The 21,926-nt window shown below is 41.4% G+C and carries 18 protein-coding genes; 16 read left to right on the top strand and 2 right to left on the bottom strand.

Annotation, left to right across the window (positions count from 1 at the left end; translation table 11 throughout):
- Window positions 1-81 precede the first annotated feature (81 nt).
- From PCY11_RS02575 to PCY11_RS02550, 6 genes are all read left to right on the top strand, one after another.
- On the top strand, window positions 82-771 hold the full coding sequence (locus PCY11_RS02575) for a Crp/Fnr family transcriptional regulator (RefSeq protein ID WP_003006344.1): 690 nt from the start codon (window positions 82-84) through the stop codon (window positions 769-771).
- 236 nt (window positions 772-1,007) lie between these two features.
- Complete coding sequence (gene arcA / locus PCY11_RS02570; protein ID WP_003006347.1) at window positions 1,008-2,237, top strand: arginine deiminase; 1,230 nt, start codon at window positions 1,008-1,010, stop codon at window positions 2,235-2,237.
- Between the two features lie 84 nt (window positions 2,238-2,321).
- Window positions 2,322-3,338, top strand: a complete 1,017-nt coding sequence (gene argF, locus PCY11_RS02565; RefSeq protein WP_003006350.1) for an ornithine carbamoyltransferase — start codon at window positions 2,322-2,324, stop codon at window positions 3,336-3,338.
- An 85-nt stretch (window positions 3,339-3,423) separates the two neighbouring features.
- The gene (gene arcC, locus PCY11_RS02560) at window positions 3,424-4,368 is read left to right on the top strand and encodes a carbamate kinase (RefSeq protein ID WP_045759240.1); all 945 of its coding nucleotides are present in this window, start codon (window positions 3,424-3,426) and stop codon (window positions 4,366-4,368) included.
- Window positions 4,369-4,492: 124 nt separating this feature from the next.
- Window positions 4,493-6,004, top strand: a complete 1,512-nt coding sequence (locus tag PCY11_RS02555) for a YfcC family protein (protein WP_049486413.1) — start codon at window positions 4,493-4,495, stop codon at window positions 6,002-6,004.
- A 17-nt stretch (window positions 6,005-6,021) separates the two neighbouring features.
- Window positions 6,022-7,356 (top strand): dipeptidase, encoded by a 1,335-nt coding sequence (locus PCY11_RS02550; protein ID WP_129299547.1) that lies wholly within the window; start codon window positions 6,022-6,024, stop codon window positions 7,354-7,356.
- A gap of 479 nt (window positions 7,357-7,835) precedes the next feature.
- Here PCY11_RS02550 and PCY11_RS02545 read toward each other — a convergent pair whose 3' ends face one another.
- Together PCY11_RS02545 and queA are read right to left on the bottom strand one after the other, a co-directional pair.
- Complete coding sequence (locus PCY11_RS02545) at window positions 7,836-8,306, bottom strand: arginine repressor (RefSeq protein WP_003006364.1); 471 nt, start codon at window positions 8,304-8,306, stop codon at window positions 7,836-7,838.
- 11 nt (window positions 8,307-8,317) lie between these two features.
- Window positions 8,318-9,346, bottom strand: coding sequence for a tRNA preQ1(34) S-adenosylmethionine ribosyltransferase-isomerase QueA (gene queA, locus PCY11_RS02540; RefSeq protein ID WP_003006367.1), 1,029 nt, complete (start codon window positions 9,344-9,346; stop codon window positions 8,318-8,320).
- A gap of 307 nt (window positions 9,347-9,653) precedes the next feature.
- Here queA and PCY11_RS02535 point away from each other — a divergent pair, with 307 nt between their 5' ends.
- From PCY11_RS02535 to alaS, 10 genes are all read left to right on the top strand, one after another.
- Window positions 9,654-10,361 (top strand): glucosamine-6-phosphate deaminase, encoded by a 708-nt coding sequence (locus tag PCY11_RS02535; protein WP_049499268.1) that lies wholly within the window; start codon window positions 9,654-9,656, stop codon window positions 10,359-10,361.
- Window positions 10,362-10,549: 188 nt separating this feature from the next.
- Window positions 10,550-11,896, top strand: coding sequence for a DUF1958 domain-containing protein (locus PCY11_RS02530; protein WP_049490513.1), 1,347 nt, complete (start codon window positions 10,550-10,552; stop codon window positions 11,894-11,896).
- A gap of 70 nt (window positions 11,897-11,966) precedes the next feature.
- Entirely contained in the window at window positions 11,967-13,139 is a 1,173-nt protein-coding gene (locus PCY11_RS02525; RefSeq protein ID WP_070845427.1) for an MFS transporter, read from the top strand.
- Between the two features lie 167 nt (window positions 13,140-13,306).
- Window positions 13,307-13,888, top strand: a complete 582-nt coding sequence (locus PCY11_RS02520; protein WP_070586536.1) for a lipoprotein — start codon at window positions 13,307-13,309, stop codon at window positions 13,886-13,888.
- 73 nt (window positions 13,889-13,961) lie between these two features.
- Window positions 13,962-14,912 (top strand): competence protein CoiA family protein, encoded by a 951-nt coding sequence (locus tag PCY11_RS02515; protein ID WP_070845428.1) that lies wholly within the window; start codon window positions 13,962-13,964, stop codon window positions 14,910-14,912.
- Window positions 14,913-14,984: 72 nt separating this feature from the next.
- Complete coding sequence (gene pepF / locus PCY11_RS02510) at window positions 14,985-16,787, top strand: oligoendopeptidase F (protein ID WP_301362424.1); 1,803 nt, start codon at window positions 14,985-14,987, stop codon at window positions 16,785-16,787.
- Between the two features lies 1 nt (window position 16,788).
- Window positions 16,789-17,508: an O-methyltransferase gene (locus PCY11_RS02505; RefSeq protein WP_301362423.1), complete on the top strand. Its 720-nt coding sequence runs from the start codon at window positions 16,789-16,791 to the stop codon at window positions 17,506-17,508.
- A 72-nt stretch (window positions 17,509-17,580) separates the two neighbouring features.
- Window positions 17,581-18,525, top strand: coding sequence for a peptidylprolyl isomerase PrsA (gene prsA, locus PCY11_RS02500; protein WP_301362422.1), 945 nt, complete (start codon window positions 17,581-17,583; stop codon window positions 18,523-18,525).
- 253 nt (window positions 18,526-18,778) lie between these two features.
- Entirely contained in the window at window positions 18,779-19,264 is a 486-nt protein-coding gene (locus PCY11_RS02495; protein ID WP_003012021.1) for an LURP-one-related/scramblase family protein, read from the top strand.
- 23 nt (window positions 19,265-19,287) lie between these two features.
- The gene (gene alaS, locus PCY11_RS02490; RefSeq protein WP_070845430.1) at window positions 19,288-21,906 is read left to right on the top strand and encodes an alanine--tRNA ligase; all 2,619 of its coding nucleotides are present in this window, start codon (window positions 19,288-19,290) and stop codon (window positions 21,904-21,906) included.
- Window positions 21,907-21,926: the final 20 nt, after the last annotated feature.

Genomic DNA, 21,926 nt, shown 5'->3' with positions numbered 1-21,926 from the left:
TTTTCTGTTCTAAAGAGACTTCTTTCCCTTTTCTATAAAAAGTATGTTATACTACTAATAGTAATAAGAGGAAGTATAGACATGATTACAAAGGAAGATTACCAGTTGCTCCGCTCGCATCCAGCCTTTTCTGCGCTACCAGTGGAGCTATTTGATAAATTAGCTGTTGAAATTCATGCCAGGGATATCCCTAAAGGACAAATTTTATTTTATGCAGGAGATAGGCGGGAGCGCATTTTTCTTCTGGCAAAAGGCTTTGCTCGTATTGAGCAATTTGATTCGTCTGACCAATTCTCCTATATGGATTATATTAAGAAGGGGGCTCTGTTCCCTTATGGTGGGATGTTCCAGGATGAGCGTTACCACTATACAGCTAGTGCGGTGACGGATTTGCGTTGTTTCGTGATTCCCGTCAATCTCTATGAATTATATGCCCAAGAGAGCAAGGAGCAGTTGCTCTTTATTATGAGAAAGCTCTCCTCCATCTTAGAATTTCAAGAGTTGCGCTTGCGCAATGTCGTGACAGCTAGTGCCAGTGAGCGCGTGATTCAATCCTTAGCCATTCTGTGCAAGGACTATGAAGGTCTAGGAAATCAGCTTCCATTTCCAATTAGTATGAAGGAAATGGCCAAATTAGCAGCCACAACTAGAGAAACCGTCAATCAAGTTTTAAAGAAACTCATCGATTCTCATAAGATCCAGTATGAGAGAAAACAACTAACTTTTCTAGATACAGCCTACTTTTTAAAAAGTTTTGAAGAGATCAACTAATTCGTTGATCTTTTTTTATTTTTTACAAAAAAATATATATTCATAAAAATAATATAAAAGGCAAAATATGCAAAGAAAACGCTTCATATTAACTAAAAAATAGGAAGGATTCAAAAAAACGCCAAATTCTTTGCATTCAAAAAGTAGAATCCTTTGTGAAAGCGGTACCAATAAAGAATATAATAACAATTGTAATAAGCTTGTGAACAAGCTCAAAGAAAAAAGGAGGACTATAGATGTCTACACACCCAATTCATGTTTTCTCAGAAATTGGAAAACTGAAAAAAGTTTGTTTGCACCGTCCAGGTAAAGAGTTGGAAAACTTGATGCCTGACTATCTTGAACGTCTTCTTTTTGATGATATTCCATTCTTGGAAGATGCTCAAAAAGAACACGACGCATTTGCTGAAGCACTTCGTAACGAAGGAATCGAAGTACTTTATCTTGAGCAGTTGGCTGCTGAATCATTGACTTCTCCAGAAATTCGTGATCAGTTCATCGAAGAATACCTTGAAGAAGCGAACATTCGTGGACGCCAAACAAAAATTGCGATCCGTGAATTGCTTCACAGCATTGAAGACAACCAAGAATTGGTTGAAAAAACAATGGAAGGGGTTCAAAAAGCTGAACTTCCAGAAATTCCTGAAGAAGCAAAAGGATTGACAGACCTTGTTGAATCTGACTATCCATTTGCTATCGACCCAATGACAAACTTGTACTTCACACGTGACCCATTTGCAACAATTGGTAATGCAGTATCATTGAACCACATGTACGCAGATACACGTAACCGTGAAACTTTGTATGGTAAATACATCTTCAAATACCACCCAGTTTACGGTGGAAAAGTTGAACTTGTCTACAACCGTGAAGAAGATACTCGTATCGAAGGTGGAGATGAGTTGGTACTTTCTAAAGATGTATTGGCAGTTGGTATCTCACAACGTACTGATGCTGCATCAATCGAAAAATTGTTGGTAAACATCTTCAAGAAGAACGTTGGCTTCAAGAAAGTATTGGCCTTCGAATTTGCGAACAACCGTAAATTCATGCACTTGGATACAGTATTCACAATGGTGGACTACGATAAATTCACAATCCACCCAGAAATCCAAGGTAACCTTCGCGTCTTCTCTGTAACTTATGAAAACGAACAATTGAAGATCGTTGAAGAAAAAGGTGATTTGGCTGAATTGCTTGCTGAAAACCTTGGTGTTGAAAAAGTTACATTGATTCCATGTGGAGGTGGCAACGTCGTTGCTGCTGCACGTGAACAATGGAACGACGGATCAAATACTCTTACAATCGCACCAGGTGTGGTAGTAGTATACGACCGTAACACTGTTACCAACAAGAAATTAGAAGAATACGGACTTCGTTTGATTAAGATCCGCGGAAGTGAATTAGTTCGCGGTCGTGGTGGACCTCGTTGTATGTCAATGCCATTTGAACGTGAAGAAATCTAATAGAGAAGACTGAGAGCTGGTCTTTGGGGATCAGCTCTTTCTTCTTACTGATCAATACTAGAAAGAAAATAGGAGACAAATAGAATGACAAATTCAGTGTTCCAAGGACGTAGCTTCTTGGCAGAAAAAGACTTTACACGTGCAGAGTTAGAATACCTTATCGGACTTTCAGCTCACTTGAAAGACCTTAAAAAACGCAACATTGAACACCACTATCTTGCTGGTAAAAACATTGCGCTTTTGTTTGAAAAAACTTCAACTCGTACTCGTGCTGCCTTCACAACAGCAGCTATCGACCTTGGTGCTCACCCAGAATACTTAGGTGCAAACGACATCCAACTTGGTAAAAAAGAATCTACAGAAGATACTGCTAAAGTTCTTGGACGTATGTTTGACGGTATTGAATTCCGTGGTTTCAGCCAACGTATGGTTGAAGAATTGGCTGAATTCTCAGGTGTTCCAGTATGGAATGGTTTGACTGACGAATGGCACCCAACTCAAATGCTTGCAGACTACTTGACAGTTCAAGAAAACTTTGGACGTTTGGAAGGTTTGACACTTGTATACTGTGGTGATGGACGTAACAACGTTGCGAACAGCCTTCTTGTAACAGGTGCTATCCTTGGTGTGAACGTACACATCTTCTCACCAAAAGAACTCTTCCCAGAAAAAGAAATCGTTGAATTGGCAGAAGGATTTGCAAAAGAAAGTGGCGCTCATATCTTGATCACTGAAGATGCTGACGAAGCAGTGAAAGGTGCAGATGTACTTTACACTGACGTTTGGGTATCAATGGGTGAAGAAGACAAATTTGCAGAACGTGTTGCCCTTTTGAAACCTTACCAAGTAAATATGGATTTGATTAAGAAAGCTGATAACGAAGACTTGATCTTCTTGCACTGCTTGCCAGCCTTCCACGATACAAATACTGTTTACGGTAAAGATGTTGCTGAAAAATTCGGCGTAGAAGAAATGGAAGTTACTGACGAAGTGTTCCGCAGCAAATATGCTCGTCACTTTGACCAAGCTGAAAACCGTATGCACACTATCAAAGCGGTTATGGCAGCTACTCTTGGTAACTTGTATATTCCAAAAGTTTAAGACTTTATAACCGTATACCAACAGCTATAGGGGCTGGACTGCTAGCTTTAGTCCTGCCCCTATTTTTTATAGAAAGGGAAAACTTATGTCAAGAAAAATCGTCGTTGCTTTGGGAGGAAATGCTATACTCTCATCTGATCCTTCTGCTCAAGCTCAACAAGAAGCACTTGTAGAAACAGCAAAACACTTAGTCAAATTAATCAAAAACGGGGATGACTTGATCATCACTCACGGAAATGGTCCTCAAGTAGGGAACCTCTTGCTCCAACACTTGGCAGCAAACTCTGAAAAGAACCCTGCTTTCCCACTTGATTCATTAGTTGCTATGACCGAAGGAAGCATTGGCTACTGGCTTCAAAATGCTCTTCAAAATGCTCTTCATGAAGAAGGAATCGAAAAAGATGTGGCTTCTGTTGTGACACAAGTCATTGTTGATAAGAACGACCCAGCTTTTGTCAACCTCAGCAAACCAATCGGTCCATTCTACTCAGAAGAAGAAGCAAAAGCAGAAGCTGAAAAAACAGGAGCAACTTTCAAAGAAGATGCTGGTCGTGGCTGGCGTAAAGTCGTTGCTTCACCAAAACCAGTGGATATCAAAGAAATCAATACCATCCGTACTTTGTTGAACGACGGTCAAGTCGTTGTGGCAGCCGGTGGTGGCGGTATCCCAGTTGTGAAAGAAGCAGATGGTAGCTTATCTGGTGTTGAAGCTGTTATCGATAAAGACTTCGCCTCTCAACGTTTGGCTGAATTAGTAGAAGCAGACCTCTTCATCGTCTTGACTGGTGTCGATTATGTCTTTGTGAACTACAACAAACCAGACCAAGCAAAATTGGAACATGTTAATGTGGCTCAATTGGAAGAATATATCAAACAAGACCAATTTGCACCAGGAAGCATGCTTCCTAAAGTGGAAGCTGCGATTGCCTTTGTAAATGGTCGCCCAGAAGGAAAAGCAGTTATTACATCACTTGAAAACCTTGGAGCTTTGATTGAGTCTGAAAGTGGAACAATCATCCAAAAAGACTAATGAAAAATTAGGAAAAAACTAGTATTTTAAAGCTTATTGTGATAGAATAAATCTATAGGTAAGCGTTTTACAAGATGCTCTTGTAAAACATCACTCACACTTTGTTGCGTTAGGAGGAAGACAAATGAGTGAAAAAACGAAAAAAGGATTTAAGATGCCTTCATCTTTTTCCGTATTGTTAATTATCATTGCTATTATGGCAGTGTTAACTTGGATTATTCCAGCTGGTCAATACAAGGTTGACGATGCAGGTGCTATCATTGCAGGTAGTTATGAATCTGTAAAAGCACATCCTCAAGGAATTTGGGATGTTTTGATGGCCCCAATCAATGCCATGCTTGGTAAAGCACCAACTAGTGCAGCGATTGACGTAGCCTTCTTTATCTTGATGGTCGGTGGTTTCCTTGGAGTTGTGAACGAAACAGGTACCCTTGATGTAGGGATTGCTTCTATCGTTCGTAAATACAAAGGCCGCGAAAAAATGTTGATTTTGATCTTGATGCCATTGTTTGCCCTTGGTGGTACAACTTATGGTATGGGTGAAGAAACCATGGCCTTCTATCCACTTCTTGTACCTGTTATGATGTCCGTTGGTTTTGACAGCTTGACAGGGGTAGCTATTATCCTTTTAGGATCACAAATCGGATGTTTGGCGTCAACATTGAACCCATTTGCGACAGTTATCGCATCTGATACTGCAGGTATCTCAAGTGCTTCAGGTCTCTTACTTCGTGTGATCTTCTGGATCGTATTGACAGGACTTAGCACATACTATGTATACCGTTATGCAGATAAGGTTCAAAAAGACCCAACCAAATCTCTCACCTATGCAACTCGTGAAGAAGATTTGAAACACTTCAATGTTGATAGTGGCGAAGAAATTCCTTCACAAATGAACAAGAAACAAAAACGTGTCTTGGTCGTCTTCATCTCAACATTCGTTATCATGGTTGCTGGATTTATCCCATTCAAAGATTTGGGTATTACATTCTTTAACAACTTTAACGAATCTCTCCATAAAATTCCAGTACTTGGTCAATTGATCGGTAACACAGATGCTCTTGGTACATGGTACTTCCCTCAAACAGCTATGCTCTTTGCCTTCATGGGAATCCTCGTTGGTATCATTTATGGCTTGAAAGAAGATAAAATTATTTCATCTTTCATGAATGGTGCAGCTGACCTCTTGAGTGTTGCTCTTATCGTAGCGGTAGCACGTGGTATCCAAGTCATCATGAACGACGGTATGATCACTGCGACAATTCTTCACTGGGGTGAAGAAGGACTGAAAGGTCTTTCATCTCAATTGTTCATTGTCTTGACTTACATTTTCTACTTGCCAATGTCATTCTTGATCCCATCATCATCTGGTCTTGCCAGCGCAACAATGGGTATCATGGCACCTCTTGGTAAATTCGTCAATGTACCAGGTAGCTTGATTGTCACAGCTTATCAATCTGCATCTGGTGTCTTGAACTTGATCGCACCAACTTCAGGTATCGTAATGGGAGCTCTTGCTCTTGGACGTGTTGACTTGAGTGCATGGTGGAAATTCATGGGTAAATTGGTCGTAGCTATTGTTGTGATCACCATTGCCCTTCTTCTACTAGGAACTGTGGTTCCATTCTTGCAATAGAATAAAGTAGGTGTTTCATGAAAAAAAGAATTAAGGACGATGTGAAAAAGCAGTTTTTAAACTCTCTTCAAACCATCATTTCTTACCCTTCTGTGTTAAATGAAGGGGAAAATGGAACACCGTTTGGACAAGCTATCCAAGATGTCCTAGAAAAAACCTTAGAGTTTGCTCAAGAATTAGGTTTTCAAACATATATAGATCCTGAAGGATACTATGGATATGCAGAGATCGGTCAGGGGGAAGAACTCCTGGCCGTTCTTTGTCACTTGGATGTTGTTCCAGCCGGTGATCTAAAAGATTGGCAAACGCCACCCTTTGAAGCGACTGTTGTCGGTGACTATCTAGTAGGTCGTGGTGTGCAGGATGATAAGGGGCCGTCACTTGCTGCTCTCTATGCAGTTAAGAGTTTGCTGGATGATGGCACCCAGTTTACCAAACGAATCCGCTTTATCTTTGGGACGGATGAAGAAACCTTGTGGCGCTGTATGAACCGCTACAATCAAATTGAAGAACAAGCAGATCTTGGGTTTGCACCGGATTCTTCTTTCCCATTAACCTATGCTGAAAAAGGCTTGTTACAAGTGAAATTGCATGGCCCAGGTTGGGATGATCTTCCTTTACAGGCTGGTCAGGCCCTCAATGTTGTTCCAGATAAAGCGACCTATGCAGGTCATCGTTTAGAAGAATTGCTTCCTGTTTTGGATCAAAGTAGGGTTCAGTATAGCCAAACAGAAGATTCTGTAACGGTTATGGGAGTTTCAAAGCACTCCAAAGATGCAGCCGAAGGAGTCAATGCCATTGTCGGTTTAGCGGAAAGTCTGTCCCTCATTCAACCCCATCCAGCCTTGCTCTTTATTGCAGATGCTGTTGGTGAGGATGCAACGGGAGAAGCGCTATTTGGCCCTATTTCAGATGAACCAAGTGGGGATCTTTCCTTCAATCTTGCGACCCTTGTGATCGATCAAGAACAATCGGAAATCGGAATTGATATTCGGATCCCGGTCTTAGCAGACAAGGATGCCTTGGTAGCTCGTTTGCAAGAAATTGCAGCCAGCTATCAGTTGGAATATGAAGAGTTTGATTATTTGGCTCCTTTATATGTTCCTTTGGATAGTCCTTTAGTCAGCTCTTTGATGGCAGTTTATCAGGAAGAAACTGGTGATAGGACGCCCGCTATGTCTTCTGGTGGTGCGACATTTGCGCGGACCATGGAAAATTGTGTCGCTTTTGGGGCTCTTTTCCCAGGTGCAGAACAGACTGAGCATCAAGCAAATGAACGAGCAAAAATTAACGATCTCTATGCTGCGATGGAAATCTATCGAGAAGCCATTCAACGCTTAGCCACCATATAAAAAAGTTTGGAAACTTGGTTTCCAAACTTTCATAACTAAGACAAAGTTATACTAAAAACTTTCCTTAGGTGAGTACGGACGTCAGCGAACTTCTACGAAGTTCCAAGACTAAATCAAGATACTAAGGGCGTCTGCGGATAAAGTCAAAATAGGAAGTTTGACGCGGAATCTTTCGATTCTAGGAGAACTTATCTTTTTGACACAATCCGCAGCCCGTGTTCAATTTGTATTGAGCCCCCTCGCTCTTTAATTTCTGGGATCAGGCTAAAACAGTTTCCCAAACTGTTTTACTCTCAATAATTCCGAGTGCCTGAAACAATTTTGTTTCAGGCACTTTTCTCACGGCGGAAAGTTTCAGTGTTTTCTTCATTCATTCAAAAAATTAGAACACATTTTAATTTTTTTGCAGAATCGCTCACCTTATTTTAAGATAGTTTGTCTACATTTTAAAAAGTTTGGAAACTTGGTTTCCAAACTTTTTATTTACTAAAGAAGAAGGGTGGGGTGAATTCTTTTAATTTTTCAAAGCAATCCAAAGCTCCTTGGTTGTCTTCGCAGATAACCAAACAGACATCATCTCCACAGATGGTGGCTACAATTTCTTGGAGTTCCAATGCATCTAAGATAGCTCCAAAGGATTGGGCAAGACCTGGAAGAGTTTTTACAACGACCTGGTTTTGAACGGGCCGTAACATGACTAAGGCATCTTCCATATACATCCGCAGGCGCTTTTCCCAACGGGAAGGAGCGATGGTGTTCATGGCATAGTAGGAACTATCCCCCTCGTTAATTTTTACCAAATTCAAGGATTTGACATCCCGTGAAAGGGTGGACTGGGTAACGAGAACGCCATTGGCTTCTAAGGCTTCTTGGAGTTCTTGTTGGGTATGAATCCTACGCTCAGAAATGATCGAGCGGATCAAGCGGTGGCGACTTTCAATTTTATTCATGAGAGACTCCTTTACTTGATGAACATGGCATCCCCAAAGCTGAAGAAACGGTAGCGTTCTTGAATAGCATGGTGGTATGCTTCGAGGGTTAATTCACGGCCAGCAAAGGCAGAAACCAACATGACCAGAGTTGATTTTGGAAGGTGGAAGTTGGTTGAAAAGGCATCGACAACTTTCCATTCATAACCTGGTTTGATAAAAATATTGGTCCAGCCTGAATCAGCTTGGATGTCTCCATCAAATTTGTTGCCAATCGTTTCAAGGGTCCGAATAGAAGTCGTTCCGACGGCCACGATGCGTTTTCCTGCAGCTTTTACCTGACGAAGGGTCGCGGCAGCTTCTTCAGAAAGTTGGTAAAATTCAGAGTGCATCTCATGGTCTTCAAGATTGTCCACGGATACTGGACGGAAGGTTCCTAGGCCCACATGAAGGGTCAAATAGACCAGGTGAACCCCTTTTGCTTCAATCTTTTGGAGCAATTCTTGGGTGAAATGAAGACCTGCCGTTGGAGCTGCAGCAGAACCATTTTCTTTGGCGTAAACGGTTTGGTAGCGCTCGCGGTCAGCAAGTTTTTCGTGAATATAGGGAGGAAGTGGCATTTCACCAAGGCTTTCTAGAACTTCTAAAAAGATCCCTTGGTAGTGGAAGCGAACGATACGGCCTCCGTGCTCTAATTCTTCCTCAACGGTTGCGGTCAAACGACCATCTCCGAAGCTGACTGTGGCCCCTACCTTTAAGCGTTTTGCAGGTTTTGCCAAGACTTCCCAACAGTCATCTTGCGTATTTTTAAGGAGAAGGAATTCGACGTGACCACCTGTTTCTGGTTTGACTCCATGAAGGCGGGCTGGTAGAACGCGCGTATTGTTCATGACAAGAGCATCTCCTGGCTCCAATTCATCCAAAATTGCATCAAAATGACGGTCTTGGAATTGCCCTGTTTTTCGATCAAGGATCAAGAGTTTAGAGGCATCTCGTTTTTCAAGAGGGGTTTGAGCAATCAGTTCTTCAGGCAAATCAAAGTCAAAGTCGTTAGTATTCATTTGCGCTCCTTTTATAATAAATTTGTGAGTAGATAGATGGTAGTCCCGACAGCTAAGAGCATCAGGCTGATTCCCATCAAAAAGATCAGGACCTTGAGAATCTTTCTTTGATGAATCAAGAAAGATAAGAGAAAGACAAGGAGTCCGATCAAAAAAATGATGAATAATAGTGATACAATCATACCTTTCATTATATCACGAATCGACTTGAAAAAGAAAAAAATGCCAGAAAAAGATAGCGGTTTCACTTGACAAAAATTGGTCTATACCATATAATAAAAGCATAGAGAAATAGGAGGTCTATCCAATGAAAATTATTGAAGTAAAGGACCAAATTGAAGGTGGAAAAGTTGCCTTTGATATATTAAAAGAAACCTTAAAGGAAGGTGCTCAAACCTTAGGTCTTGCGACTGGAAGCAGTCCCCTTGAGTTTTATAAACAAATTCGTGAAAGTGATTTGGATCTGTCTAATCTAATCAGTGTGAACTTAGATGAATACGTAGGGTTGACGGGAGATGATCCTCAATCTTATCGGTATTTCATGGAGAAAAATCTCTTTGATGCCAAACCATTCAAAGAAAGCTATCTCCCATCGGGTGTAGAAGAATCTGCCGATCAAGAAGTGATCCGTTATAACAAAATACTCGAAGAGCATCCAGTGGACCTTCAAATCTTGGGAATCGGACGCAATGGGCATATCGGTTTTAATGAGCCAGGGACATCCTTTGATAGTCAGACCCACTTAGTTCAGTTGGATGCCTCTACCATTGAAGCTAATTCTCGTTTCTTTGATAAGATCGAAGATGTACCAACCCAAGCCATTTCGATGGGGATTGCCAATATCTTAGCTGCGAAATCAATTGTCTTGTTTGCTTATGGGGAATCAAAAGCCCAAGCAATCAAAGGTACAGTAGAGGGTGAAAGGACAGAAAAAGTGCCAGCTAGTGCCCTTCAAGGACATCCAAATGTGACCATTATTGCGGATAAGGAAGCCTTGAGCTTGTTAAATCGATAAAAAACAGGACCTATCGCCGATTTATTCGGGCCAGATAGGTTTTTTTCTGCTTCAAAATATGGTACAATACAAGTAATTATCTGCTGGGATTAGCTCTTTTCATCTACTGGGAGACAAGAGGAAAGGGCATGAGGGCTAGAAGCTTATTTTAGCCTCCAGCTGATTAGTCTGTTATAAAGGAAAAGTTTATGATAAAAAAATATTTGATCCATATTTGCCTCCTTCTGAGTCTCTTATGCCAGCCAATTCTAGCGAGTGCGGATGAATTGGTGGATATGGCGCAAAAGATGTATCCAAATGACAATGTCCAAGCCATTAACCGTCCACATTCTTCGCTTATTATTGACGGCAATACGGGCAATGTTCTTTGGAAAGACAATATCGATGAAGTCAGAGATCCTGCCAGCATGAGTAAGCTCATGACGCTCTATCTCTTGTTTGAAGATATGGCAAATGGCAAGATCAGTAAGGATACAGTGATCAAGGCGACCGCTTCAGACCAAGCGATCGGAAAGATCTATGAGATCTCCAACAATAATATTGTTGCTGGGGTAGACTACACAATTCCTGAGTTGATTACCATGACAGTGGTTCCATCCTCAAATGTATCGACCCTCATGTTGGCCAATCTCATGTCCAACAATGATCCAGATGCCTTTATCGAGCGCATGAATGCCAAGGCTAAGGAATTAGGGATGACCAATACGGTCTGGAATAACCCGAGTGGGGCGGCCATCTCCACCTTGCAGGGCTACTATCAGGTCAACAATTATCCAAATGATGCGGCCAACCAGACAACTGCGCGTGATTTAGGGATTCTGGTTTATCATTTTATCAATCAATACCCAGATATTTTAAACTATACCAATCAAGCACAAGTCACGGTCAAAAAAGGGACTCCATATGAGGAAACCTTTGATACCTACAATTATTCATTGCCAGGAGCCAAGTATGCCTTGAAAGGTGTGGATGGTTTGAAAACTGGTTCAAGCCCTCGTGGAGCTTTCAACTATATCGCGACCATCAAACGGGGCAATCAGCGCTTAATTGCTGTCATTATGGGCGTAGGAGATTGGGCAGACCAAGATGGGGAATATTACCGTCACCCGTTTGGCAATGCCTTGATCGAAAAAGCCTATAAAGATTTTGGCTATAAAAAATTGCTAGATGCAGGTGTCCAGAAGATTGACGGCAAGACCTATACACTTGAAAAACCCTTCTATGCAACGGTCAAAAAAGGTGCTAAAGAACCGACCCTTGCGGTAAAAGATGGCTATCTGACAGTAGATAATGATCTCTACACGTTGTCTGAAGGTATCCGAGATGATATGAAGGTAGAAGAAGGGGCCAAGCCAGAGCTTGTCAAAGAAACAGCAAGTGGGAAAAAGACAACGGCTAAGCACAGTAAATGGCTTTCGCTGGATCACTTCCTGATCTTGATTCCAATTCTCATTCTTGTCATCATTCTCTCGATTGAAAAACAAAGTCGTGAGAGACGCAAAAAAGAGGCTCAAAAGCGCTATAATAAAGAGTAAAATAAAACCTAACTGATTGTCAGTTGGGTTTTGTCATTGTCTCATTCCGATATTTTTAGAAAGGATTCATATGAAAAAATTCCGAAATTCTTATGCGGCTTATATGTTGCTCTATAGTTTTTATTTTATGTCCACATCTCTCTTTACGACCCTCATTTCCGTCTATTTGATGGGAAAGCACTATAGTGCAACCCAAGTGTCGACCTTGGTATCGGTTGCTTTTTTCTTATCCATGGTAGCCCAACCCTTCTTTGGGTATATCAATGAGCGATTTGGAATCGTAAAAATGACGACCCTCAGTCTGAGTGTGATCATTGGTGGTGTCTTCGGTTTTCTTTGGGCCCCCAATCTCTTTTGGCTGACCGTTTTTTACGGAATTGTTCTAGTCTGTTTGAATGGGACAGCTCCCATGATGGAAGTTTTTGCAACGCAAAGTCCATACGCTTTTGGGAAGATTCGCGTTTGGGGAACCATTGGCTACTCGGTCGGTGTCCAAATAGCCGGCTGGGTCTATCATCAGTTTAGCCCCCAAGCTGTTTATTATACGGTTTTGATCACCATTTTACTCAGCATTTTCTGTCTAAGTGCGGTTCGAATGAAGAAAAAAGAGACAGTCGTAGAAAAGGAAAAACACCCTGTCTCTATTCGTCCTCTTCTTCACAATGGACCTTATCTCTTCTTTATTGTGTTGATTGGCTTGGCTTCAGGGGTTGGAAATATTGGTCATACCTATATTCCTGAGCTACTCATGGATAGTGGTCTACCAGTTCATATTGCCTCAACAGTTGTGGCTATCTCCGTCGTAGTGGAAGCCCCCTTGATCTTTTTCTCTGATCGATTCATGGACCACTGGCCTTTACGGGTTTTGATCGCTCTTCCAATTGGAATTATTTTCGCTCAATATGCTGTCTATGCTTTTCCAAGTCCTGTCTTCTTAAAAGTGATAATGACTCTCTTAGCCAAGCATACAACAGGGATGGTTTTGATTATGGTCTCCTTACGGTTTATTGCCCAACAGGTGAATGGCAAAGACTTGGTTCTTGCCATGGCCATTGTCCAAGGAGCTCGTTATTTAGGAACCATTCTTTTACAACCCCTCGCAGCCCTCTGTATTGAAAGAGGTGGTTACCAAGTCATGAGTTTCTTTTTAGCAGGGGTTGTAGGGATCGTCTTTTTGCTGAGCTTTGCCTTAAAAATGCCCCAAGGGAAAGCTCACGGACTTTTTGGTGGCAAAGTAGACTAATGAAATTGTTAAAATTGTATGACTAATCATCGAGGAGTTGGACAGAAACACTGATTTCACAGTGTTTTGTCCAACTTTTTTGCTATTATTAAGAACTAGTGATTAATTTGACAGTCAAAGTATTCGATGGTAGAATGAGGTAAAATAAATATAAAGGAGACCATTTTATGAAAAAAATGATCTTATCGACAGCTGCTCTTTTGACGATTGTTTCCCTTGCTGCTTGTTCAAATAAACAAGACACAAAGAAGGAAACTTCAAATAGTCAATCAACTACTAAAGTGACGAGCAAATCTGCCAACACTTCAAAAAGCAAGGATACTTCAACAGATTCAGAAGAGACTTCATCTTCTAGCCTCTTAACAGACGCTGAAATCAGCAAGGCTAAAACAGTTGGAGACTTTAAAAAGTTGTTTGCAAAATTAATGGATCAATCTGTTTCTATTACTGAAGAAGCAGGTACTTCTGTGACAGGTTCTGCAAAAGAACAATACGATGCAATGATTAGTACCTTAAAGCAAGGATTAGAAAACCAAAAAGATATCTTTAATGAAGGCTTGGAAAGCATCGGTTCAGATAGCACAGTCGTTCCTAAAGAAGACCGTGAAGCTTTGATCGAAATCTTGAAAGATGCTCGTGAAGAGTTGGAAAGTACTCGTAAAGAAATGAAAGATATGCAGAAAGAATTGAGTAAATCTCCTGTTGCTGATGATTCTAGTGACGATTCAGACTCAGATTCTGACGAATAATAGCAAAAAAAGGTTGGAAATTTCCAGCCTTTTTCTTATTTTTTTCGAATGATATAGATGAGGAGGTGGGGCTATGTTTATTGCTATGGATAACAATCAAAAGCGGTGGAACTGTATGGAAGAGATCCCAGCTGTGACAGAAGGTCCCTTCTATTGCTTAGCTTGTCATAGTCCAGTGCGTCTAAAAAATGGCTCGGTTCTACGGGCTCATTTTGCTCATGTAAAATTACAGCATTGTCCCTACCATCACGAAGCTGAGAGTTTTGAACATCTGGAATTGAAAGCCAGTCTTTATGATTGGGCCTCTAAGGAGTCTCATACAGAAGTAGAAAGTTATTTAGCAGATTTTCAACAAATTGCCGATCTTTTGGTAGTAGACAAGAATTTAGCTTTGGAAGTGCAGTGTAGCTCCCTATCTTTAGAACGCTTGAAGGAGAGAAGCGATGCTTATCGATCCCATGGTTACCAGGTCTATTGGTTACTTGGTAAAAAGTTGTGGCTCAAGAAAAGACTAACAAAGCTGCAGGCTGGCTTTCTTTATTTTAGTCAGAATCACGGGTTCCATTTTTGGGAATTGGATCTGACAAAGAAAGAGTTACGTCTGCAATACCTCATCCATGAGGATTTACGAGGGCGATTGCATTATCAAACAGAAATTTTCCCTTTTGGTCAAAGGTCCTTACTAGAAGTCTTACGAACCCCTTATCTTTCGCAACCCATGCAGCAAATGGCAGTCGAGCTCGATCGTACATTTTTAACGTATATACAGCAGCAGCTCTTTTATCGTCACCCAAGGTGGCTGAAGCTTCAGGAAGAACTCTATTTGCAGGGACACCATCTGATGGAACTGGGGCTGGATTTCTTTTATCCTCTTTGTCGTCCGATCCTTTCACAGAACTTGCTTCAAATTGAAGAGGATGTAGAAGGTTACTACCAGCAATTTATGACCTATTATCAGTCGCAAGGGATCCAACCTGTTCAGATCCTCTATCCCCCACGTTTTTATGATCAGCAGAAAAGCTAACTTTCTAAGATAGAAATCCTCCCGAAATGTTCATTTTTATGCTAAAATAGTAACATTGGAGGATTAATCGAAATGGTAAAACAACGTAATGAAATTGATGAAAAATACCAATGGGATTTGTCGACAATTTTTGCGACAGATCAAGCTTGGGAAGAAGAAGCAGCAAGCTTAGCTGCAGATATTAAAGCAGCAAGCCACTATGCTGGTCATTTGTTGGATTCAGCGCAAACACTTTTGGATACAACCAATGCATATTTGGAATTGAGCCGTCGCTTAGAAAAGGTCTACGTCTATGCCCATATGAAAAATGACCAAGATACACGAGTAGCTAAATACCAAGAGTACCAATCAAAAGGGATGTCTCTTTATAGCTTGTTAGGCGAAACCTTTGCCTTCTATGAGCCTGAATTCATGGCCATTACGGATGAGCAGTACAAAGCCTTTTTGAGTGAGGTTCCAGACTTGGAGCAATATGGTCATTATTTTGATCGTTTGCTTGAGAAAAAAGAACATGTCTTGTCTCAAAAAGAAGAGGAATTACTTGCAGGAGCTGGTGAGATCTTTGCGGCTGGTGGAGAAACTTTTGAAATCTTGGACAATGCAGATATTGTTTTCCCAACTGTACATGATGACAAGGGCGAAGAAGTTCAATTAACCCATGGGAACTATATTTCTTTGGTAGAATCAAAAGATCGTGCCGTTCGTAAAGAAGCTTACGAAGGTCTCTACAAGGTCTATGAACAGTACCAACATACCTATGCTAAAACCTTGCAAACCAATGTGAAAGTTCATAACTTTAATGCCAAAGTTCGCAAATTCTCATCTGCTCGTGAAGCGGCCCTTTCTGAAAACTTTGTACCAGAAAGTGTTTATGATAGCTTGGTAGCAGCGGTGAACAAACATTTGCCACTCTTGCAACGCTATGTGCAATTGCGCTCAAAAATTCTTGGAATCTCAGACTTGAAGATGTACGATATGTATACCCCATTATCTGATACAGACTACAAGTTTACCTATGAAGAATCATTGGCCAAAGCAGAAGAAGTCTTGGCTGTTTTGGGTGAGGACTACCTTTCTCGTGTAAAACGTGCCTTCAGCGAACGGTGGATTGATGTGCATGTCAACCAAGGAAAACGCTCAGGTGCTTATTCAGGTGGTTCTTATGATACCAATGCCTTCATGTTGTTGAACTGGCAAGATACATTGGATAATCTCTTCACCTTGGTGCATGAAACTGGTCACAGTATGCATTCTAGCTATACCCGTGAAACCCAGCCTTATGTCTATGGGGACTATTCCATCTTCCTTGCCGAAATCGCCTCTACAACCAATGAAAATATCCTGACCGAACGTCTGTTAGAAGAAGTAGAAGACGATGCAACTCGTTTTGCTATTTTGAATCACTTCTTGGATGGTTTCCGTGGAACCGTCTTCCGTCAAACCCAGTTTGCCGAATTTGAGCATGCTATTCATAAAGCAGACCAAGAAGGTACGGTATTGACTAGTGAGTTCTTGAATAACCTCTATGCAGAACTCAATGAGAAATACTACGGTCTTTCAAAAGATGACAACCCTGAAATCCAATATGAATGGGCTCGGATTCCTCACTTCTACTATAACTACTACGTTTTCCAATATTCAACAGGTTTTGCAGCAGCTTCAGCCTTAGCTGAAAAGATTGTTCATGGAACACAAGAAGATCGTGATAAATATATCGACTACTTGAAGGCTGGAAACTCTGATTATCCACTCAATGTCATCCGCAAAGCAGGCGTGGATATGGAAAAAGAAGACTATTTGGACGCAGCCTTTGCAGTCTTTGAACGTCGTTTGAATGAATTTGAAGCCCTAGTAGAAAAATTAGGACTCGCATAAGGTGGTAGAGTCTTATAGTAAAAACGCCAACCACAATATGCGTCGCCCAGTCGTTAAAGACGAGATCGTTGACTTTATGCGGACCCGTCAAAAGCCGGTAGCTGGTGCCTTGAAGGAATTAGAAGCATTCGCCCGCAAGGAAAATATTCCCATCATCCCGCATGAAACGGTAGCATACTTTAGACTACTCTTGCAAGCTTTACAACCAAAGAAAATCCTTGAAATTGGGACGGCAATTGGGTTTTCAGCGCTCTTAATGGCTGAAAATGCTCCCGATGCACAAATTACCACTATTGATCGGAATGAAGAGATGATTGGCTTTGCTAAGGAAAATCTGGCTAAATACGATCAGAGAAAGCAAATCACCTTGCTTGAAGGAGATGCAGTAGATGTATTGCAGGATTTAACAGAGACCTATGACTTTGTCTTTATGGACTCTGCTAAGTCTAAGTACATCGTCTTTTTGCCACGAATTCTCGAACTCTTAGAGGTTGGGGGAGTCGTGGTATTGGATGATATTTTCCAAGGAGGAGATGTTGCCAAGGACATCATGGAAGTGCGTCGTGGGCAACGAACCATTTACCGGGGGCTTCAGAACCTCTTTCATGCGACTCTCAATCATCCAGATTTGACCGCTAGTTTGGTGCCACTTGGAGATGGTATTTTAATGATTCGGAAAAATGCAGAGACGGTAACCTTGCCAGATCCTAGCTCTTTTTAGGTAAATTTAAGGTATTCTCTCTAATTTGTGGTAAAATAGAAGAAGTTTAAAAAGGAACGGAGAATAATTTTCATGAAGAAAAAACTTGTAGCAGGTGCTGTGACCTTGCTATCAGTCGTAACACTAGCAGCGTGTGCCAATGGCACAAACAAAGATATCGTGACCATGAAAGGGGACACGATTACAGTTTCTGATTTCTATGATGAAATCAAAACCAACCAAGGTGCTCAACAAGTTCTTTTCCAAATGACCATCAATAAAGTCTTTGAAAAAGAATATGGATCAAAAGTTTCTGATAAAGAAGTCGATAAAGAATTGGCTAAACAAAAGAAACAATTAGGCAACCAATTCGATGCTTACTTGGCGCAACAAGGCTTGACGGAAGAAACAGCGAAGAAACAAATCCGTAGCAATATGTTGTTGGAGTATGCAGTCAACCAAGCGGCTAAGAAAGATATCAAAGAGTCTGACTACAAGGCAGCTTTTGAATCTTACACACCAGAAGTAACAGCACAAATTATCAAGTTAGATTCAGAAGATAAAGCAAAAGAAGTGTTGGAAGCTGCTAAAGCGGAAGGTGCAGACTTTGCCCAAATCGCCAAAGACAATTCGACAGATACTGCTACAAAAGATAAAGGTGGCGAAGTCAAGTTCGATTCAGGAACATCAGGTATCCCATCTCAAGTCAAAGAAGCTGCCTTTAAATTGGATGAAAACGGCATTTCAGATGTGATCACAGTTTCAGCAGGTCAAAACTATTCTGCTAGCTACTATATTGTCAAATTGAATAAGAAGACAGAAAAAGGTTCTGACTGGAAGAAATACGAAAAACGTTTGAAAGAGATCATTGTTGACGGTCGTAAGCAAGATACCAATTTCATCCGTAGCGTTATTGCAAAAGCGATGACCAATGCCAATATCAAGGTCAAAGATGATGCTTTCAAATCAACATTTAACCAATATTTGCAAAATATCGGTGTTCAAACAAGTGATAGCAGCTCATCATCTAAAAAATAGTTGACGGTTCCATTTGGAACTTGTATAATGAAATAGTTGAGAATAAATCATTGTTACTCGGAATCAGAGAAGTGGCGGGGGTGCGAGCCATGGAAGAGAAATGATTTTGCTACTCGGCTGAGACAATTGCATATAAAATGAAGAATGGCAAGTTCATTGAATGAAGGTGGTACCGCGGTTTCTCGCCCTTCGTTTAGTGGCTTGTCTTTTGTTTGTGGGCAGTTGTCTGGAGCTTTTTAAAGGAGATCAAAAGATGCGAACCTATCAAGTGAAACAAAAATTTCGATTGGGTGGCGAGCGGTTCGATATCAAAGATGAGTTGGGAAATGTTGAGTACCAGGTTGAGGGATCTTTTCTTAAGATTCCCAAGACTTTTACCATCTATGATAAGAATGGACAAGAAGTGAGCCACATTACTAAAAAAACAATCAGCTTTCTTCCCAAATTTGTGGTTGAGTTGAAGGATGGGGACCGCTTTTTTATCCATAAAAAACTGACGCTCTTTAGAGACAAATACGATATCGAAGATTTGGGACTGAGGGTACAAGGAAATATCTGGGACCTAGAATTCAAATTGTTTGATGATCGGGATCAAATCGTCGCTGAGATTAGCAAGGAACTCTTTCATCTAACCTCTACCTACCAAGTATCGGTGTATGAGGATGAATACGCTGATTTAGTCATCTCACTTTGTGTCGCCATCGATTATGTCGAAATGTTAGAAGCTGGCGCAAATTAATCTTAAAAAATTAGGAGACAAATATGAAACAATTATCTAGTGCACAAGTCCGTCAAATGTGGCTTGATTTCTGGGCAAGCAAAGGTCACTCTGTAGAACCATCTGTTAGCTTGGTTCCTGTAAACGACCCTACACTTTTATGGATTAACTCAGGGGTTGCCACTCTTAAGAAATACTTCGATGGAACCATCAAACCTGAAAATCCACGGATTACCAATGCTCAAAAAGCCATCCGTACCAACGATATCGAAAACGTAGGGAAAACTGCTCGCCACCATACCATGTTTGAAATGTTGGGGAACTTCTCTATCGGAGATTACTTCCGAGATGAAGCCATTACCTGGGCTTATGAACTTTTGACAAGTCCGGAATGGTTTGACTTCCCCAAAGACAAACTTTACATGACCTATTATCCTGACGACAAGGATTCATACAACCGTTGGATCGCTGTTGGGGTAGATCCAAGTCACTTGATCCCAATCGAAGACAACTTCTGGGAAATCGGTGCAGGGCCTTCTGGACCAGATACAGAAATCTTCTTTGACCGTGGAGAAGCCTTTGACCCTGAAAATATCGGTCTTCGTCTTCTTGCAGAAGATATAGAAAATGACCGTTACATCGAAATCTGGAACATTGTCTTGTCACAATTTAACGCGGACCCAGCTGTTCCTCGTAGCGAATACAAGGAATTGCCACACAAAAACATTGATACGGGTGCAGGTTTGGAGCGTTTGGTGGCGGTTATCCAAGGGGCGAAGACAAACTTTGAAACAGACCTCTTCATGCCAATCATTCGTGAAGTTGAAAAGATGTCTGGTAAAACCTATGATCCAGATGGCGACAACATGAGCTTCAAGGTGATTGCTGACCACATTCGTTCGCTTTCATTTGCGATTGGAGATGGGGCTCTTCCTGGTAATGAAGGACGCGGTTACGTTCTTCGTCGTCTCCTCCGTCGTGCCTCTATGCATGGTCAAAAATTGGGGATTGAAGGAACCTTCTTGTATAAATTGGTTCCAACCGTTGGGAAGATCATGGAAAGCTACTACCCAGAAGTACTTGAAAAACAAGACTTTATCGAAAAAATTATCAAGAGTGAAGAAGAATCATTTGCTCGTACCTTGAACTCAGGTCAACACTTTGCAGAAACCATCGTAGAAGACTTGAAAGCCAAAGGCCAAACAGTGATTGCTGGTCAAGATGTCTTTAAACTCTATGATACATACGGATTCCCAGTAGAATTGACGGAAGAAATCGCTGAAGAAGCTGGCATGACGGTCGATCGTGAAGGCTTTGAAGCAGCCATGAAGGAACAACAAGAGCGTGCGCGTGCATCAGCTGTCAAAGGCGGATCTATGGGTATGCAAAATGAAACCCTTCAAAACATCACAGTTGAAAGTGTCTTTAACTACAATGCTAGTCAATTGCCTTCTAAGTTGGTGGCTATCGTAGCAGACAATGCTGAAGTAGAAGCTGTTTCAGAAGGAACTGCATCACTGATTTTTGCAGAAACTCCATTCTACGCTGAAATGGGTGGACAAGTTGCGGACCATGGTCAAATCTTGGATGCTCAAGGAAATGTCGTAGCGACTGTGACAGACGTTCAAAAAGCACCAAATGGACAAGCACTCCATACGGTTGAAGTTCTTGCTCCTCTTGCCTTGAACCAAGAATACACCTTGGCCATTGACACCAATCGTCGTCACCGTGTTATGAAGAACCACACAGCAACTCACTTGCTCCATGCGGCTCTTCACAATATTCTTGGTAACCACGCAACCCAAGCTGGATCTCTCAATGAAGTAGAATTCCTTCGTTTTGACTTTACCCACTTCCAAGCCGTAACTCCTGAAGAATTACGCGCTATTGAGCAACAAGTCAATGAAAAGATCTGGGAAGCAATCGCAGTAGAAACAATTGAAACAGATATCGATACTGCTAAAAAAATGGGAGCCATGGCCCTCTTTGGTGAGAAATACGGAAAGGAAGTCCGCGTTGTCACGATCGGTGACTACTCCGTTGAACTCTGTGGTGGTACCCACGTAGGCAATACTTCTGAAATTGGTCTCTTCAAGATTGTCAAAGAAGAAGGGATCGGATCAGGAACTCGTCGTATCTTGGCAGTGACCGGTAAGGAAGCCTTTGAAGCTTATCGTGAACAAGAAGACGCTCTGAAAGCAGTAGCAGCAACCTTGAAAGCTCCTCAACTCAAAGAAGTACCTCATAAGGTTGAAGGACTTCAAGAACAACTCCGTCAATTGCAAAAAGAAAATGCAGAATTGAAGGAAAAAGCAGCAGCAGCTGTAGCAGGTGATGTCTTCAAGAATGTTCAAGAAGCAAACGGTCACCGTTACATTGCTAGCCAAGTTTCAGTTTCAGATGCAACTGCTCTTCGTACCTTTGCGGATAACTGGAAACAAAAATACTACTCTGATGTCCTTGTTCTTGTCGCAGCAATCGGTGGCAGGGTGAATGTCCTTGTAGCCAGCAAGATAAAAGAGGTACATGCAGGTAATGTGATTAAAGAATTGGCTCCAATCGTCGATGGACGTGGTGGTGGTAAACCAGACATGGCCATGGCAGGAGGAAGCAACCAAGCGAAAATCCAAGAATTGTTGGATGCCGTATCAGGTAAATTGTAATAATGGAAAGGTTGGATGTT

Source organism: Streptococcus sp. SP8 (assembly GCF_030440045.1).
Taxonomy (GTDB): Bacteria; Bacillota; Bacilli; order Lactobacillales; family Streptococcaceae; genus Streptococcus; species Streptococcus parasanguinis_I.
This window is presented reverse-complemented; position numbering and strand designations above follow the sequence as displayed.

What these genes read in the sequence shown, in the direction of transcription:
- PCY11_RS02575 (WP_003006344.1), top strand. Translation starts at nt 82, where the DNA reads ATGATTACAAAGGAAGATTACCAGTTGCTCCGCTCGCATCCAGCCTTT.
- arcA (WP_003006347.1), top strand. Translation starts at nt 1,008, where the DNA reads ATGTCTACACACCCAATTCATGTTTTCTCAGAAATTGGAAAACTGAAA.
- argF (WP_003006350.1), top strand. Translation starts at nt 2,322, where the DNA reads ATGACAAATTCAGTGTTCCAAGGACGTAGCTTCTTGGCAGAAAAAGAC.
- arcC (WP_045759240.1), top strand. Translation starts at nt 3,424, where the DNA reads ATGTCAAGAAAAATCGTCGTTGCTTTGGGAGGAAATGCTATACTCTCA.
- PCY11_RS02555 (WP_049486413.1), top strand. Translation starts at nt 4,493, where the DNA reads ATGAGTGAAAAAACGAAAAAAGGATTTAAGATGCCTTCATCTTTTTCC.
- PCY11_RS02550 (WP_129299547.1), top strand. Translation starts at nt 6,022, where the DNA reads ATGAAAAAAAGAATTAAGGACGATGTGAAAAAGCAGTTTTTAAACTCT.
- PCY11_RS02545 (WP_003006364.1), bottom strand. Translation starts at nt 8,306, where the DNA reads ATGAATAAAATTGAAAGTCGCCACCGCTTGATCCGCTCGATCATTTCT.
- queA (WP_003006367.1), bottom strand. Translation starts at nt 9,346, where the DNA reads ATGAATACTAACGACTTTGACTTTGATTTGCCTGAAGAACTGATTGCT.
- PCY11_RS02535 (WP_049499268.1), top strand. Translation starts at nt 9,654, where the DNA reads ATGAAAATTATTGAAGTAAAGGACCAAATTGAAGGTGGAAAAGTTGCC.
- PCY11_RS02530 (WP_049490513.1), top strand. Translation starts at nt 10,550, where the DNA reads ATGATAAAAAAATATTTGATCCATATTTGCCTCCTTCTGAGTCTCTTA.
- PCY11_RS02525 (WP_070845427.1), top strand. Translation starts at nt 11,967, where the DNA reads ATGAAAAAATTCCGAAATTCTTATGCGGCTTATATGTTGCTCTATAGT.
- PCY11_RS02520 (WP_070586536.1), top strand. Translation starts at nt 13,307, where the DNA reads ATGAAAAAAATGATCTTATCGACAGCTGCTCTTTTGACGATTGTTTCC.
- PCY11_RS02515 (WP_070845428.1), top strand. Translation starts at nt 13,962, where the DNA reads ATGTTTATTGCTATGGATAACAATCAAAAGCGGTGGAACTGTATGGAA.
- pepF (WP_301362424.1), top strand. Translation starts at nt 14,985, where the DNA reads ATGGTAAAACAACGTAATGAAATTGATGAAAAATACCAATGGGATTTG.
- prsA (WP_301362422.1), top strand. Translation starts at nt 17,581, where the DNA reads ATGAAGAAAAAACTTGTAGCAGGTGCTGTGACCTTGCTATCAGTCGTA.
- PCY11_RS02495 (WP_003012021.1), top strand. Translation starts at nt 18,779, where the DNA reads ATGCGAACCTATCAAGTGAAACAAAAATTTCGATTGGGTGGCGAGCGG.
- alaS (WP_070845430.1), top strand. Translation starts at nt 19,288, where the DNA reads ATGAAACAATTATCTAGTGCACAAGTCCGTCAAATGTGGCTTGATTTC.